Source organism: Streptomyces sp. NPDC001231, from assembly GCF_042896885.1.
In the GTDB taxonomy this organism is placed as follows: domain Bacteria; phylum Actinomycetota; class Actinomycetes; order Streptomycetales; family Streptomycetaceae; genus Streptomyces.
This window is the reverse complement of record NZ_JBIAXS010000002.1, coordinates 203228-217190: the sequence shown is the minus strand read 5'-3', so window position 1 is coordinate 217190 and position 13963 is coordinate 203228. Positions and strand designations below refer to the sequence as shown.

Here is a 13963-nt window from a genome sequence, read left to right as displayed (position 1 = left end):
ACCTTGGCGCCCCTTTCCGTCACTGGAGCGAACCCGCTCCGTGACCCCGCCGACCGACGGCTCCCGCGTATCGCGGGGCCGTCGGGCCTGGTCATCTTCGGTGTCACGGGTGACCTGTCGCGCAAGAAGCTCATGCCCGCGGTGTACGACCTCGCCAACCGGGGTCTGCTGCCGCCGGGCTTCTCGCTCGTCGGCTTCGCCCGCCGCGACTGGGAGCACGAGGACTTCGCCCAGGTCGTGCACGACGCCGTCAAGGAGCACGCGCGCACGCCGTTCCGGGAGGAGGTCTGGCAGCAGCTCATCCAAGGGATGCGCTTCGTGCAGGGCACCTTCGACGACGACGACGCGTTCGAGCGGCTGCGCGGCACGATCGAGGAACTGGACAAGGCACAGGGCACGGGCGGCAACTTCGCCTTCTACCTGTCGGTGCCCCCGAAGTCCTTCCCGGTGGTCATCCAGCAGCTGAAGAAGCACCAGCTGGCCGACCAGAGCCACGGCTCGTGGCGGCGCGCGGTCATCGAGAAGCCCTTCGGCCACGACCTGAGGTCGGCCGAGGAGCTCAACGCGATCGTGCACGAGGTCTTCGCCCCGGACCAGGTCTTCCGCATCGACCACTACCTGGGCAAGGAGACCGTCCAGAACATCCTGGCCCTGCGCTTCGCCAACACGATGTTCGAGCCGATCTGGAACCGGTCCTTCGTGGACCATGTGCAGATCACCATGGCCGAGGACATCGGCATCGGCGGCCGGGCCGGCTACTACGACGGCATCGGCGCCGCCCGCGACGTCATCCAGAACCACCTGCTGCAACTCCTGGCCCTGACCGCGATGGAGGAGCCCGCCTCCTTCGACGCGGACGCGCTGGCCGCGGAGAAGACCAAGGTGCTCGGCGCGGTGAAGCTGCCCAGGGACCTGGGCAAGTCGACCGTGCGCGGGCAGTACGCGGCGGGCTGGCAGGGCGGCGAGAAGGTCATCGGCTACCTCGAGGAAGAGGGCATCGACAAGAAGTCGAAGACCGACACGTTCGCGGCCGTCAAGCTGGAGATCGACAACCGCCGCTGGGCGGGCGTCCCCTTCTATCTGCGCACCGGCAAGCGCCTGGGCCGCCGGGTCACCGAGATCGCGGTCGTCTTCCAGCGGGCGCCGCACTCCCCCTTCGACACCTCGGCCACCGAGGAACTCGGGCAGAACGCCATCGTCATCCGCGTCCAGCCGGACGAGGGTGTCACGGTCCGCTTCGGCTCCAAGGTTCCCGGCACGTCGATGGAGATCCGGGACGTGTCGATGGACTTCGCCTACGGCGAGTCCTTCACGGAGTCCAGCCCGGAGGCGTACGAACGCCTGATCCTGGACGTGCTGCTCGGCGACTCCAACCTCTTCCCGCGCACCGAGGAGGTCGAGCTGTCCTGGCGGATCCTCGACCCGATCGAGACGTACTGGGACAAGCACGGCAGGCCCGCGCAGTACCCGTCCGGGACGTGGGGGCCCGCCGAGGCGGACGAGATGCTCGCACGAGACGGACGGAGCTGGCGCCGGCCATGAAGATAGACCTGACCGACACCACGGCCAGCAAGATCAACAAGGCGCTGGTGCGGGCCCGGCGGGCGATCGGCACCCCGGCCGTGGGCATGGTGCTCACGCTGGTCATCGTCACCGACGAGGAGAACGCCTACGACGCGCTGAAGGCCGCCGGAGACGCCTCGCGGGAGCATCCCTCGCGCCTGCTGGTGGTCATCAAGCGGCATGCCCGCACCCTGCGCGACCGCACGTCCTCGCGGCTGGACGCCGAGGTGCGGGTGGGCGCGGACGCCGGCGCCGGCGAGACGGTGGTGCTGCGTCTGCACGGCGAGGTGGCCGACCACGCCCAGTCGGTGGTGCTGCCTTTGCTGCTCCCCGACGCGCCGGTCGTCGTCTGGTGGCCGGTGAACGCCCCGCTCGAACCGGCCAAGGACCCGCTGGGCGCCCTGGCGCAGCGCCGGGTCACCGACACCTACGCCGCCGAGCAGCCGGTGCGGGAGCTCTCCGCGCGGGCCGAGGCGTACACGCCCGGCGACACGGACCTGTCCTGGACCCGGATCACTCCGTGGCGCTCGATGCTGGCCGCGGCCCTCGACCAGGTCACCTGCGAGGTCAGGGCCGTGGAGGTGGAGGGCGAGGAGTTCAACCCGAGCTGCGAGCTGCTGGCGATGTGGCTCGCGGACCGGCTGGACGTTCCGGTCAAGCGCTCGCAGTCCGCGGGCCCCGGTCTGACCGCGGTCCGCATGGACACCAGCTGCGGCCCGATCGCCCTGGACCGGGCCGACGGCAGGCTGGCGACCCTGTCCATCCAGGGGCAGCCGGAGCGGGCGGTGGCACTGAAGCGGCGGGAGACCGCCGAGCTGATCGCGGAGGAACTGCGACGGCTGGACCCGGACGACACGTACGCGTCCGCGCTGCGGTTCGGCGTGGACCGGCTGGACGGCGCCGGGGCGTCCGGCGGTTCGAAGGCGTCCGCGAAGGAGCCGGTCGCGGTGCCCGCCCCCCAGGAGGAGGCCGCCGAGTGAGCACTCCGCAACTGGTCGTCCACCACGACAAGGAGCTGATGGCGCAGGCCGCCGCGGCCCGGCTGATCACCCGGATCGTGGACGCGCAGGCCTCGACGGGCTCGGCGTCCGTGGTCCTCACCGGCGGCCGCAACGGCAACGGGGTGCTGGCCGCGCTGGCGGCCGCGCCCGCCCGCGACGCGATCGACTGGGGCCGGCTGGACCTGTGGTGGGGCGACGAGCGGTTCCTGCCGGAGGGCGACCCGGAACGCAATGTCACGCAGGCCCGCGAGGCCCTGCTGGACTCCGTGCCGCTGGACCCCGAGCGCGTGCACGCCATGCCGGCGTCGGACGGTCCCTACGGCGCGGACGTCGAGGCGGCGGCGGAGGCCTACGCCGAGGAGCTGGCCCGCGCGGCCGGCCCCGAGAACCACGGCGCGGTCCCGTCGTTCGACGTCCTGATGCTGGGCGTCGGCCCGGACACCCATGTCGCGTCCCTCTTCCCGGAACACCCGGGGGTGCGCGAGACGGAGCGCACGGTGATCGGCGTGCACGGCTCCCCCAAGCCGCCGCCCACCCGCGTCTCCCTCACCCTGCCCGCCATCCGCTCGGCCCGCGAGGTGTGGCTGCTGGCGGCCGGCGAGGACAAGGCCAACGCGGTGGCGATGGCCCTCTCGGGCGCGGGTGAGATCCAGGCCCCGGCGGCCGGCGCCCAGGGCCGCGCCCGCACTCTGTGGCTCCTGGACACGGCGGCGGCCTCGCAACTGCCGCGGTCGCTGTATCCACCGGCCTCGGCGTAGACGGCAAGGTGCGGCGGCGGTGAGGAACACCGCCGCCGCACTTTGCTTATCAGGCCGAACCAGGGATCGCCGTCACTTCACCGACCCCGCCATCACCCCCTGCACGAAGTGCCGCTGGAAGGCGAAGAACACGACCACCGGCACCACCAGGGACAGGAACGCCCCCGGCGCCAGCACATCGATGTTGCTGCCGAACTGCCGGATCTGCGACTGGAGTGCCACCGTCAGCGGCTGCGAGGAGGTGTCGGCGAACAGCAGCGCCACCAGCATGTCGTTCCACACCCACAGGAACTGGAAGATGGCGAGGCTCGCGATCGCGGGGCGCCCCACCGGCAGCACCAGCCGGGTGAAGATCCGCCACTCGTTGCCCCCGTCCATGCGGGCCGCCTCCAGCATCTCCTTCGGCATCTCGGCGAAGTAGTTCCGCAGCAGGAACACCGCGAACGGCAGTCCGTAGGCCACATGGAAGAGGACCACACCGGGGATCGTGCCGAACAGGCCGAGCTGGCCGAAGAGTTTGGCGACGGGCAGCAGACCGATCTGCACCGGCACCACCAGCATCGCCACCACCAGCAGGAACAGCGGCTCACGGGCCGGGAAGTCCAGCCAGGCGAAGGCGTATCCGGCCAGCGCCGCGATGACGACGACCAGGACCGTCGTGGGCACCGAGATCAGCACCGTGTTCCAGAAGGCCTTGGTGATGCCCGAGTTCTTCAGCAGTGCCGAGTAGTTGTCGAAGGACAGCTGCCCGGGGCTGGCCAGCGCCGTCCACCAGCCGCCCTTCGCGGTGTCCTGGGCCGAGCGCAGCGACGACAGGAACAATCCCGCGAGCGGGGTCATCCAGACCAGGCCGATCACCACGAGGACGGCCTGGACCAGCCCGTTGCCCAGGCCCCGCCTGACCGCGTTCATCGCTGACTCCTTCGGAAGCGGCGGACGTTGAACACCATCGCCGGGATCACCAGGAGCAGCAGGAGCACGCCGAGCGCGCTGCCGAGGCCCTGGTTGTTGCCACCGCCGAAGGACACCAGCCACATCTGGGTCGCCAGCACGGTGGCGTCCTGCTGCACCGGGCCGGGCGCGATGATGTAGACGAGGTCGAAGACCTTCATCACGTTGATCACGAGGGTGACGAAGACGACGGTGAGGACGGGGGCGAGCAGCGGCACGGTGATCCGGCGGAAGATCTGCCACTCGTTGGCCCCGTCGATGCGCGCCGCCTCCAGCGCGTCACGCGGCAGCGCGGACAGTCCGGCGCCGATCAGCACCATCGCGAACCCGGTCCAGATCCACAGGTAGGCACCGATGATCATCGGGGTGACGAGCGTCGGGCCGAGCCAGGAGACGCCCTGGTAGGGCTGCGCGAAGTTGGCCTGCGGCAGCTTCACCTCGTACGAGCCCGCCGTCAGGCCCGTGAAGCGGAAGGAGCCGTCGGAGCCCGTGGTGGTGGTCGCGACCGTCCGGCCGTCGCGCACCGCCTCGACCTTCATGCCGGGCAGGCCGCTCTCGCCGCGGTCGACCTTGCCCTGGGTGCCGCCTCCGCCGGGCGCGAAGTCCAGGTAGACGACTCCGCGCAGTTCGTCCCCGGCGGCCTTACCGCCCTCCACCGGGCGGGCGGGCGAGGCATCGCCCGGCAGGTCCTTGGGCAGCACGCCGACCATCGGCAGGGTCACCGTGGCGCCCGGCGAGAGGGTCGCGTCGGTGAGGTACGAGCCGTCCCGGCCCTGGGTCAGCCCGAATCCCTCACGGGCGCGTGCGCTCGGGTAGGACGGGGATCCCTTGAAGGCGTCGTGCACGGAGACCACGGCGGCGTTGAGGACGCCCTTGTCCGGGTCCTCGTCGTAGGCGAGCCGGAAGATGATGCCGGCGGCCAGGAAGGACACGGCCATCGGCATGAACAACAGCAGCTTGAACGCCGTCGCCCAGCGGACCTTCTCCACCAGCACGGCGAGGATGAGTCCGAGCCCGGTGAGCAGCGCCGGGGCGACCACGACCCAGATCGTGGTGTTCCGGACGGCCTTCAGCGTCGCCGGGTCGCGGAACATCTCGGTGTAGTTGTCCCCGCCGACGAACCGGGTGCCGGAGGCGTCGAAGAAGCTCCGGCCGACGGAGAACAGCACCGGGTAGACGACGAGCGCGCCGAGCAGCAGCAGTGCGGGGAAGACGAACAGCAGCGCGACGGTCCGCCCCCGCCGCCGCGCGCGCCGAGCATGTTCGGCGCGCGCGGCGGGCGACGGGGGGCCCGCTCCCTTCTCCTTCGCGAGCGTGGTGGCGGTCATGGTGCGTCAGCCCTGGTTCTTGTACGCCTTGGCCGCCGCGGCCTCCAGCTTCGCCGCGGTGCCCTTCGGGTCGGACGGGTCGCGCAGGAAGTCCTGGAGCAGCTTCCACTCGCCCACGCCGCTGGTGCCGCCGAAGGCCGCCGGGGCCTGGTCGGACATGTCGAAGCGGACCGCGTCGGAGTCGCCCGCCGCGACCAGGGACTTGGCGGTGGCGCGGGTGACGTCGTCGCCGTAGGAGGCGAGGTCGAGGTTCTTGTTCGGGGACAGGAAGCCGCCGGCCTTGGCCCAGACGGCCGCGGCCTCCGGGGTGGCCAGGTACTCGAGGAGCTTCATGCCGGCCTTGGCGTTCTTGCCGTCCTTGAGGACGGCGGCCGCGTCGCCGCCGCTGACGACCGGCGCGTTGCCGCCGTCGACCGGCGGGAACGGGAAGAAGTCCGCGTCCTTGCCGATGGTCCGGTCGAACTGGTCGTGGGCGACACCCGCGACGAAGTCGCCCTCGTAGACCATGCCGGCCTCGGGCTTGGGCCCGAAGACCTTCTCCACCGAGCCCGGGAAGTCGGTGTTGAGGGCGCCCTTCTGGCCGCCCGCGATCAGCTGCTTGTCCTTGAACAGCTTGCCGAGCGTGGTGAGCGCCTTGACCACGCTGTCGTCGGTCCACTTCAACTGGTGTGCGGCGAGGGCGTCGTACTTCTCGGGGCCGGCCTGGGAGAGGTAGATGTTCTCGAACCAGTCGGTCAGGGTCCAGCCGTCCTGTCCGGCGACCGCGAAGGCGGCGAGCCCGGAGTCGGAGAGGGTGTGCCCGGCCTTGAGCATCTCGTCGTACGTCGCCGGCGGCTTGACGCCGGCCTGGTCGAGCGCGTCGGGGCTGTACCAGACGGTCGACTTGTGGGCGGCCTTGAAGTACAGGCCGTACAGGGTGTCGTCGACGCTGCCGTACTTCTTCCACACCGGCGCGAAGTTGGCGTCCACCGACTTCTGGGTGGTGTCGGACAGCGGCTCCAGCCAGCCCTTCTTGGCGAACTGCTGGAGCACACCGACCTGCGGGACCATCACGACGTCGGGGGCGTTGCCGCCCTCGATCTTGCTGCCGACGACGGTGGAGACGTTGTCGCCGGTCGACATGAACTGGGTCTTGGCGCCGGTCTTCGCGGAGAACGCGTCCAGCACCTTCTGGAAGTTCTTCTGCTCGCTGCCGGACCAGACGCCGGCCACGGTGACCGTCTGGCCGTCGAGCGTCTTGTCGCCGCCGCCGGCGGAAACGGGGTCGTCGCTGCCGCAGGCGGTGGCGCCGAGGGCGAGGACGAGGGCGGTGCAGCCGGTGAGCAGGGTGGTACGTCGTCGCATCATCGTTGATGTCCCTTCGGAAGGTGGGGAATTGACGAGGTTCAGTGGTCGGTGCCTTCGGTGATCCACCAGGCGGCGGTGGACCCGGCGAGCATCCCGGGCGGGCAGTCGCCGCTGGCCAGCAGCGGGGTGCCGGAGACCGGCGCGGCCGTGGGCGACGTACCGAAGTTGACGGCGCAGACCAGGCCGTCACCGCGGACGAAGGCGAGGACGTCCGGCGGGGTGTCCAGCCAGCGCAGCGAGCCCTCGCCCAACTGGGGCAGTGCGGAACGCAGTTGCAGGCCGTCGCGGTACAGGTGCCAGAAGGAGCGGGTGTCGGCGAGGGCGCGTTCGGTGACGTACTCGGCGAAGTACGAGGGCTGCGGCAGCCAGGGCTTGGCGCTCTGGGTCCCGGAGGTGAAGCCGAACGGGGAGACCTGCCCCGACCAGGGCAGCGGCACCCGGCAGCCGTCGCGGACGCGGGCACGGCTTCCGGTGCGGTGGAAGATCGGGTCGGTGAGCACGTCGTCGGGCAGGTCGACGACCTCGGGCAGGCCGAGTTCCTCGCCCTGGTAGACGTACGCGGCTCCGGGCAGTGCCAGCATCAGCAGCGCGGCGGCGCGGGCGCGGGCGGCACCGAGTCCGCTGCCCTCCACGGCGGCCTCGCCGTAGCGGGTGACGGTGCGGACCTGGTCGTGGTTGTTGAGGACCCAGGTGACCGTGGAGCCGGTGCCGGCGATGTCCTGCATGGCCTCGGAGATGACCTTGCGGAAGGCGTCGGGGTCCCAGGGGGCGCCGAGCAGGTCGAAGAAGAAGGCCTGGTGCAGTTCGTCCGGCCGGACGTACATGGCGTGTTCGCGGGCGCTGGGCACGGACACCTCGCCGACCAGCAGGCGTTCGCGGCCGTCGCGGGCGGTGTACTCCTCGCACACCGCGCGCCAGTGCCGCCACACGTCGTGCACCTCGGGCTGGTTCCAGGCCAGCGGGTTGACCGAGTCGCGGGTGCGGGCGTCGGCCTCCGGGTCCGGGGAGTCGGGCAGTTCGGGGTGCTTGAACAGGCCGGCGGCGACGTCGATGCGGAAGCCGTCCACGCCCCGGTCCAGCCAGAAGCGCAGGACGCGCTCGAACTCGGCGGGGATCTCGGGGTTGCGCCAGTTCCAGTCGGGCTGCTCGGGCGTGAACATGTGCAGGTACCACTGGCCGGGGCGGCCGTCCGGCTCGGTGATCCGGGTCCAGGCGGGGCCGCCGAACATGGCGTGCCAGTTGTTGGGCGGCTCGGCGCCGTCCGGGCCGCGGCCGTCGGTGAAGTGGAAGCGGGCGCGGGCCTCGCTGCCGGGCTCGGCGGCGAGCGCCTCGCGGAACCACGGGTGCTCGCTGGAGCAGTGGTTGGGGACGATGTCGAGGAGCACCCTGATCCCGAGCCGATGGGCGGTGGCCATCAGCAGGTCGAACTCGGCGAGGTCACCGAAGAGCTGATCGACTCCGCAGTAGTCGGCCACGTCGTAGCCGTGGTCGTGCTGCGGGGAGGGGTAGAAGGGACTCAGCCAGATGCCGTCGACGCCGAGCTTCTTCAGATACGGCAGCCCGGCCCGGACCCCGGCCAGATCGCCGATGCCGTCGCCGGTGCTGTCCAGGAAGCTGCGCACGTACACCTGGTAGATCACCGCGTCGCGCCACCAACCATGCCTGTTCAATCCATTGACCTGTTCCTGTGAAGGCAGCAGTTATGCATGCATGTTAGGTAGCGGTGTCACGAGGGTGTCAACGAACGAAACAGAAGCTACTGGGCAGTTGGCTGCTCATGTCCGGACTTGTCCGGACGGGACGGTCGTAGATGTGATGGCCGCGTTACCTAACAAGTAACTACTGCGGCGCTTCCGCTGTGAGCGGTACGAGCGCTACGAGCGCCCGGCGATGGCGTCGAGCTCGCGCGCGAGGCGCCGCACGGCCGCCTCGGGGGTCTGCCGCCCGGCCAGCGTGTCGTGCACGACCGCCTGCACCACCAGGCTGACCTGGTCGTAGTGCGGGCTCTTGGGGCGCGGCGCGGCGGCCAGCACGGAGGCACGCAGGGTCGGCAGGTACGGGAACCGCCGTACGAGTGCGGGGTCTTCGTACAGCGCGGCGCGCACGGGCGGCAGCGCGCCCTCGGTGAGCACCTGGCGCTGGACGGGCTCGCTGGTGAGGTACGCGATGAGGCGCGCGGCCGAGTCGGGGTGCCGCGCGTGCGTGTTGACGGCCAGGTTGGAGCCGCCGAGGACACTGGTCCCCGGCCCGTCGGGTCCGGGCAGCGGTACGGCGCCGATCTTCCCGGCGACCTCGGAGCCCTCGGCGGAGGCGACGGCATAGGCGTAGGGCCAGTTGCGCAGGAAGAGCAGCCGGCCGTCCTGGAAGGCCTGCTTGGACTCCTCCTCCTTGTACGTCAGCGCCTCCTCGGGGATCCAGCCCTCGGCGAAGCCGCGCGCCAGGAAGCCGATGCCCTCGCGGGCCGCGCCCGAGTCGACGGTGACGCGCTCGCCCTCGTCGCCGAGGATCGTGCCGCCCGCCGAGTACACGGCTTCGGCCGCATTGACGGTCAGCCCCTCGTACGGCAGGAACTGGCCCGCGTAGCCGTCCAGTCCGTACTTCTGCGCGATGGTCCGGGCGGCGTGCTCCAGTTCTGCCCAGGTGCGCGGCGGCGGGACGCCCTCCTTGGCCAGGACGTCCTTGCGGTACAGCAGCAGGCCGGCGTTGGTGACGTACGGGACCGCGTACAGCCGTCCGTCGTAGGTGGCGGTGTCGACGACCGGGGGCAGGAACGTCTCCAGCGGGAAGCGCTCGCGCGGCAGCGGACGGATCCAGCCGGCGGCGGCGAACTCCGAGGTCCAGTTCACGTCGATGTTGAGCACGTCGAACCGGCTGCGGTTGCCGCCGCGCAGGTCGGTGGCCATCTGCTCCCGGGTCTCGTCGGCGGCGTCGGGCAGCTCGACGAGGGTGACCCTCTCGGTGGGGTGGGTGCGGTTCCAGCCCTCCAGCAGCGGACCGAGGTAGCCGGTCAAGTCGCCCGCGGTGGCCAGGGTGAGCGGGCCGCGGCCCTCGCTGCTCCCCTCGGTCGCCCGGGCACCCGAGGAGATATAGCCGGTCATGGCCACGACCAGAACAAGGAGGCCCCTACCGGCGGCGTGGATCCACCGCATAGGTTCCTCCTTGCACACCGGCGCCGGGCACCTTCGCCCGGCTCAGGCCATGTATACCTGTTAGGTATGGGCGATACTAGGGCCTGGCGTCAATCTCACGTCGTCCACCCGGAGACACCCCGCATGACGCGTCTGACGAGGACCTAGGAGGAGAGCACGCGTGCGCCTGCCCCTCCTCGCACTTCTCGCGCGCGGTCCCGCCCACGGCTACGAGCTGAAGCAGGACCTTGAGCAACTGCTGGGCTCCGCGTACCCTCAGCCGAACGTCGGCCAGATCTACGTGACCCTCGGCCGCCTCGAGAAGTCGGGACTGATCGAGGGCGAGGAGGTCGAGCAGTCCAGCCGGCCCAACAAGAAGATCTACCACCTCACCGACTCCGGGCGGGGGGCGCTGCGCGCCTGGTTCGAGGAGCCCGAGGACGAACCGCGGGTACGGGACGAGTTCTTCATGAAGCTCGCCCTCGCCCCGCAGACCGGTCTCGCCGACCAGATCGCCCTCATCAACAAGCAGCGGCGCCAGTACCTCAACACCATGCGCAACCTGTCGAAGCTGGCCGCCGCCGAGAACCGGGACAACCGAATCGCCCAACTGCTGATCGAGGGCGCCATGCTGCACCTTCAGGCCGACCTGGACTGGCTGGAGCGGTGCCAGGAGGAACTGGAGGGGCTGGAGTGAGCGACGTCCGAGCTCCGGCGCTGCTGCGGGCCGAGGGCCTGGTCAAGACGCACCACGGCCAGGGGGCACCCGCGCGGGCCGTGCGCGGGGTGGATCTGTCAGTGACCCGCGGCGAGTTCGTGGCGGTAACCGGCCCGTCCGGAGCCGGCAAGTCGACGCTGCTGCACCTGCTCGGCGGACTTCAGCGGCCGGACGAGGGCAGCATCTGGCTGGACGGCCGGTGCACCGACTCCTACGGCGAGGCCCGCTGGGCCGAGGAACGCCGCAACGGCATCGGGATCGTGTTCCAGTTCTTCAACCTGGTCTCCAACCTGTCCGTCGCCGACAACGTCGAACTGCCCGCCCTGCTCGCCGGCCGCTCGCCGCGGCAGGCGCGTGCCGAGCGGGAGGAACTGCTGGCCGAGCTGGGCCTGGAAGGCAAGGAGCGCAGTATGCCGGGCGAGCTGTCCGGCGGTGAGCAGCAGCGGGTCGCGCTGGCCCGCGCGCTGGTCAACCACCCTCCGCTGCTGCTCGCCGACGAGCCCGCCGGCAGCCTCGACAGCAAGGGCACCCGCGAGGTGATGCGGCTGCTGTCCCGCTTCCACGGACGCGGCCAGACGATCGTGCTGGTCACCCATGACGCCCGACTGGCGAGCGCCGCGGACCGGGTGATCAGTTTCTTCGACGGCCGGATCGCCGACGACGCGGAACTGGACGGGACGACGCCGTCGCGGAGCACGGGGATCTCGGGCGTGCTGGAACTGAGGGACTGAGTGCGGTGTACGACCACCTGATGTGCCCGGGGTGCGACCACCTGACGGGCTCGGGGTACGGCCGCCCGGCGTGCTCGGGTCCGCATTCCGGACCGAGGGACTGAGGCCCGTGCGAGCCACGATGCGCTGGGCGCACTCCGATCTGCGCGCCCACCGGGGGGAGGCGCTGTTCATCGTGCTGGCCACGGCCGGCATCGTCGCCTCGCTGCTGCTGGCCACCGCGTTGTTCGGCTACGCGACCAATCCCTGGCAGCGGGTCTTCACCCAGTCCCACGGGGCCCATGTGTGGCTGCACACGGCGCGGTCCGCCGAGACGGAACGGCTCGCCGCCCTGGACGGCGTCGAGTCGGTCACCGACGCCTACCTCGTCGAGTCCGCCACCGTCGTCTCCCGCGGCACCCGCGCCACCGTGGAACTGCGCGGTACGCCCTCGCTGCCCGCCGTGGGACGCCCATTGCTCACCGCCGGGCACTGGCTGGACGCCGGGGAGCCGGACGGCGTGGTCCTGGAGAGCCGCCTGGCCACGGCCCTGCTGGCCGAGCCCGGGGACACGCTCGTCCTGCCCGGTACCGGGCGCGCGCTGAGCGTGGTGGGCATCGCCGACAGCGCCGAGCCCCGCTACGGCCCCGGCGAGCAGCCGGGACTGGTGTGGGCGCAGCCGTCCGCGGTGCGCGAGCCCGGCGGACGGGTGGTCGGGCTGCGGCTGGCCGATCCCGACGACACGGACTACGCCGTGCAGCGCGCCGTCACCGTGCTGGGCGCCGGCGTGGTCGGCGAGGTGTCCACCTGGCAGCAGGCGCGGGCCGAGGCGCAGGGCGACAACCGGCTGCTCGGGCAGGTGCTGGGCCTGTTCGGGCTGGGCGCGCTGATCGCGGCCGGGCTGGCGGTGCACGGCGCGATCGGCACCCGTATCCGGGGGCATCTGCGGGACATCTCGGTGCTGAAGGCGATCGGTTTCACGCCCGCCCAGGTGGTCCGGATCTTCCTGCTCCAGCATGTGGCGTACGCCGTGCTGGGCGCCGTGGCCGCGGTGGTGCTGACCGAGGGGCTGGGCGCGCGGATCCCGGGCCGGCTGGGCGACGCGGTAGGGGTGTGGCAGGGCCTGCCGGGCCACACGGTGGCGATGGGCGCGGTCCCGGTGGGCGCGGTGCTGTTCATCGGCGCGGTGACCGGGCTCGCGGCGTGGCGGGCGGGACGGGTGCCACCGGTCCCGGTGCCGCACCCGGCGGCGGTGCCGGGCGGCGGCCTGCCCGGGGTCGCCCGCAGGGCGCTGGGTCTGCGCCTGCCGCCCGCGCTGGTCCTGGGCTGGCACCGGGCCTTCACCCGCCGCCCGCGCACCTTCGCCACGGTGGGGCGGCTGGCGCTGCCGCTGCTGCTGATCGTGGTGGCGATGAGTGCCTGGACCACGATCGACCGCTTCCACAACCGGCCGGAGGAGCTGGGGCTGCCGGCCGCGCTGACCGTCCGCCCCGACAGCACCCTGAACGACGGCGGGACGCGGGAGCTGCTGGATCGGGAACCCGGGGTCGCCGCCGTCTACCCCGGTGTGGAGGTGGCCGCCCTGGTGCCCGGCCAGACGGCCACGATCGCCCTGCGGGGCCTGGGCACCCACGAGGCTCCCTACCCGTTCGCCCTGGCCGAGGGCCGCCGCGCCGACGGGCCCGACGAGGCGGTGGCCGGGCAGGGCCTGCTGGACCTGCTCGACGTCCGGGTCGGCGACTGGGTGCGCATGACGGTGGGCGACCAGCCGCAGATCCTGCACATCGTCGGCCGCAGCATCGAGCCGGAGAACGCCGGCCGGGTCATCTCCACGTCCCTGGACACCCTGCACGAGAACGACCCGAACCTCAGCCCCACCTTCTACCAGCTCCGCCTCGATCCGGGCACCGATCCGCGCCACGTCGCCACCGCCCTGTCCGCCGCCGCCCACGGCCACCTGGACGTCCATCCGGTGACCAACCCGGCCGACGGCCTGTCGTCGATGCGCGCGGTCATCGTGGGCCTGACCTGCGTCCTGGCCCTGATCGGCCTGATCGAGCTCCTTTCCGCGATCGGCGGCACGATCCGCGAGGGCGAACGGGACCTCCTGGCCCTGAAGGCCATCGGTCTCTCCCCCCGCCAGATCACCGCGATCACGGTGACCGCGACCGGTTGCACGGCCCTGGCCGCCGCAGCCGCCGCCACGGCCCTGGCGCTCCCCCTGTCCAACTGGTTGATCAACGCCCAGGGCCACTCCAGCGGCATAGGCGCCGGCATCGCCAGAACGCCCTCCCCGCTCCTGCTGCTCCTCTTCGTCACCTCGGCGGCCGTGGGCGCCGCGGCCCTCTCCGCCCTCCCCGCGACCAGGGCCTCCCACCGCCGCCTGGCGGACACGTTGTCAGCGGTGGCCTGAACACCCACGGGTCCGGGCGGGGGCTGGGGCGGAGCCCCGGGTGATC

Annotated in this window: 11 protein-coding genes; 6 read left to right on the top strand and 5 right to left on the bottom strand. The window is 71.6% G+C overall.

The features are described from left to right. Positions 1 to 3: 3 nt before the first annotated feature. From zwf to pgl, 3 genes are read left to right on the top strand one after another with little or no spacing between them, the layout of a single operon-like run. The gene (gene zwf, locus ACFY3J_RS03710; RefSeq protein WP_384182992.1) at positions 4 to 1542 is read left to right on the top strand and encodes a glucose-6-phosphate dehydrogenase; all 1539 of its coding nucleotides are present in this window, start codon (positions 4 to 6) and stop codon (positions 1540 to 1542) included. After that, the gene (gene opcA / locus ACFY3J_RS03705; protein ID WP_384182995.1) at positions 1539 to 2543 is read left to right on the top strand and encodes a glucose-6-phosphate dehydrogenase assembly protein OpcA; all 1005 of its coding nucleotides are present in this window, start codon (positions 1539 to 1541) and stop codon (positions 2541 to 2543) included. Before zwf ends, opcA begins: the two co-directional genes overlap by 4 nt. Continuing rightward, positions 2540 to 3322 carry a 6-phosphogluconolactonase gene (gene pgl / locus ACFY3J_RS03700; protein WP_225074142.1) on the top strand — a complete coding sequence of 261 codons (783 nt, stop codon included), beginning with the start codon at positions 2540 to 2542 and terminating at the stop codon, positions 3320 to 3322. The genes opcA and pgl overlap by 4 nt, the downstream gene beginning before the upstream one ends. Before the next feature lie 72 nt (positions 3323 to 3394). On the opposite strand, the gene ACFY3J_RS03695 is transcribed toward pgl, so the two are convergent. The 5 genes from ACFY3J_RS03695 to ACFY3J_RS03675 form a co-directional block, all read right to left on the bottom strand. Next, positions 3395 to 4234: a carbohydrate ABC transporter permease gene (locus ACFY3J_RS03695; protein WP_141362026.1), complete on the bottom strand. Its 840-nt coding sequence runs from the start codon at positions 4232 to 4234 to the stop codon at positions 3395 to 3397. Continuing rightward, on the bottom strand, positions 4231 to 5601 hold the full coding sequence (locus ACFY3J_RS03690) for an ABC transporter permease subunit (protein ID WP_384182999.1): 1371 nt from the start codon (positions 5599 to 5601) through the stop codon (positions 4231 to 4233). The genes ACFY3J_RS03695 and ACFY3J_RS03690 overlap by 4 nt, the downstream gene beginning before the upstream one ends. Positions 5602 to 5607: 6 nt before the next feature. Next, on the bottom strand, positions 5608 to 6948 hold the full coding sequence (locus ACFY3J_RS03685) for an ABC transporter substrate-binding protein (protein WP_384183002.1): 1341 nt from the start codon (positions 6946 to 6948) through the stop codon (positions 5608 to 5610). 38 nt (positions 6949 to 6986) lie between these two features. Then, positions 6987 to 8618 (bottom strand): glycoside hydrolase family 13 protein, encoded by a 1632-nt coding sequence (locus ACFY3J_RS03680; protein ID WP_384183005.1) that lies wholly within the window; start codon positions 8616 to 8618, stop codon positions 6987 to 6989. Between the two features lie 204 nt (positions 8619 to 8822). Continuing rightward, on the bottom strand, positions 8823 to 10097 hold the full coding sequence (locus tag ACFY3J_RS03675; RefSeq protein WP_390840124.1) for an ABC transporter substrate-binding protein: 1275 nt from the start codon (positions 10095 to 10097) through the stop codon (positions 8823 to 8825). Positions 10098 to 10257: 160 nt separating this feature from the next. Here ACFY3J_RS03675 and ACFY3J_RS03670 point away from each other — a divergent pair, with 160 nt between their 5' ends. From ACFY3J_RS03670 to ACFY3J_RS03660, 3 genes are all read left to right on the top strand, one after another. Continuing rightward, positions 10258 to 10773 (top strand): PadR family transcriptional regulator, encoded by a 516-nt coding sequence (locus ACFY3J_RS03670; protein ID WP_141362016.1) that lies wholly within the window; start codon positions 10258 to 10260, stop codon positions 10771 to 10773. Then, a complete protein-coding gene (locus tag ACFY3J_RS03665; protein WP_100569501.1) occupies positions 10770 to 11525 on the top strand; it encodes an ABC transporter ATP-binding protein in 756 nt (251 codons plus the stop codon). The genes ACFY3J_RS03670 and ACFY3J_RS03665 overlap by 4 nt, the downstream gene beginning before the upstream one ends. Before the next feature lie 109 nt (positions 11526 to 11634). Further along, complete coding sequence (locus tag ACFY3J_RS03660) at positions 11635 to 13917, top strand: FtsX-like permease family protein (protein WP_384183012.1); 2283 nt, start codon at positions 11635 to 11637, stop codon at positions 13915 to 13917. Positions 13918 to 13963: the final 46 nt, after the last annotated feature.

Excerpts from the sequence above, each read along its gene's own strand:
- ACFY3J_RS03690 (WP_384182999.1), bottom strand. The coding sequence starts at position 5,601 with ATGACCGCCACCACGCTCGCGAAGGAGAAGGGAGCGGGCCCCCCGTCG.
- ACFY3J_RS03685 (WP_384183002.1), bottom strand. The coding sequence starts at position 6,948 with ATGATGCGACGACGTACCACCCTGCTCACCGGCTGCACCGCCCTCGTC.
- opcA (WP_384182995.1), top strand. The coding sequence starts at position 1,539 with ATGAAGATAGACCTGACCGACACCACGGCCAGCAAGATCAACAAGGCG.
- ACFY3J_RS03695 (WP_141362026.1), bottom strand. The coding sequence starts at position 4,234 with ATGAACGCGGTCAGGCGGGGCCTGGGCAACGGGCTGGTCCAGGCCGTC.
- ACFY3J_RS03675 (WP_390840124.1), bottom strand. The coding sequence starts at position 10,097 with ATGCGGTGGATCCACGCCGCCGGTAGGGGCCTCCTTGTTCTGGTCGTG.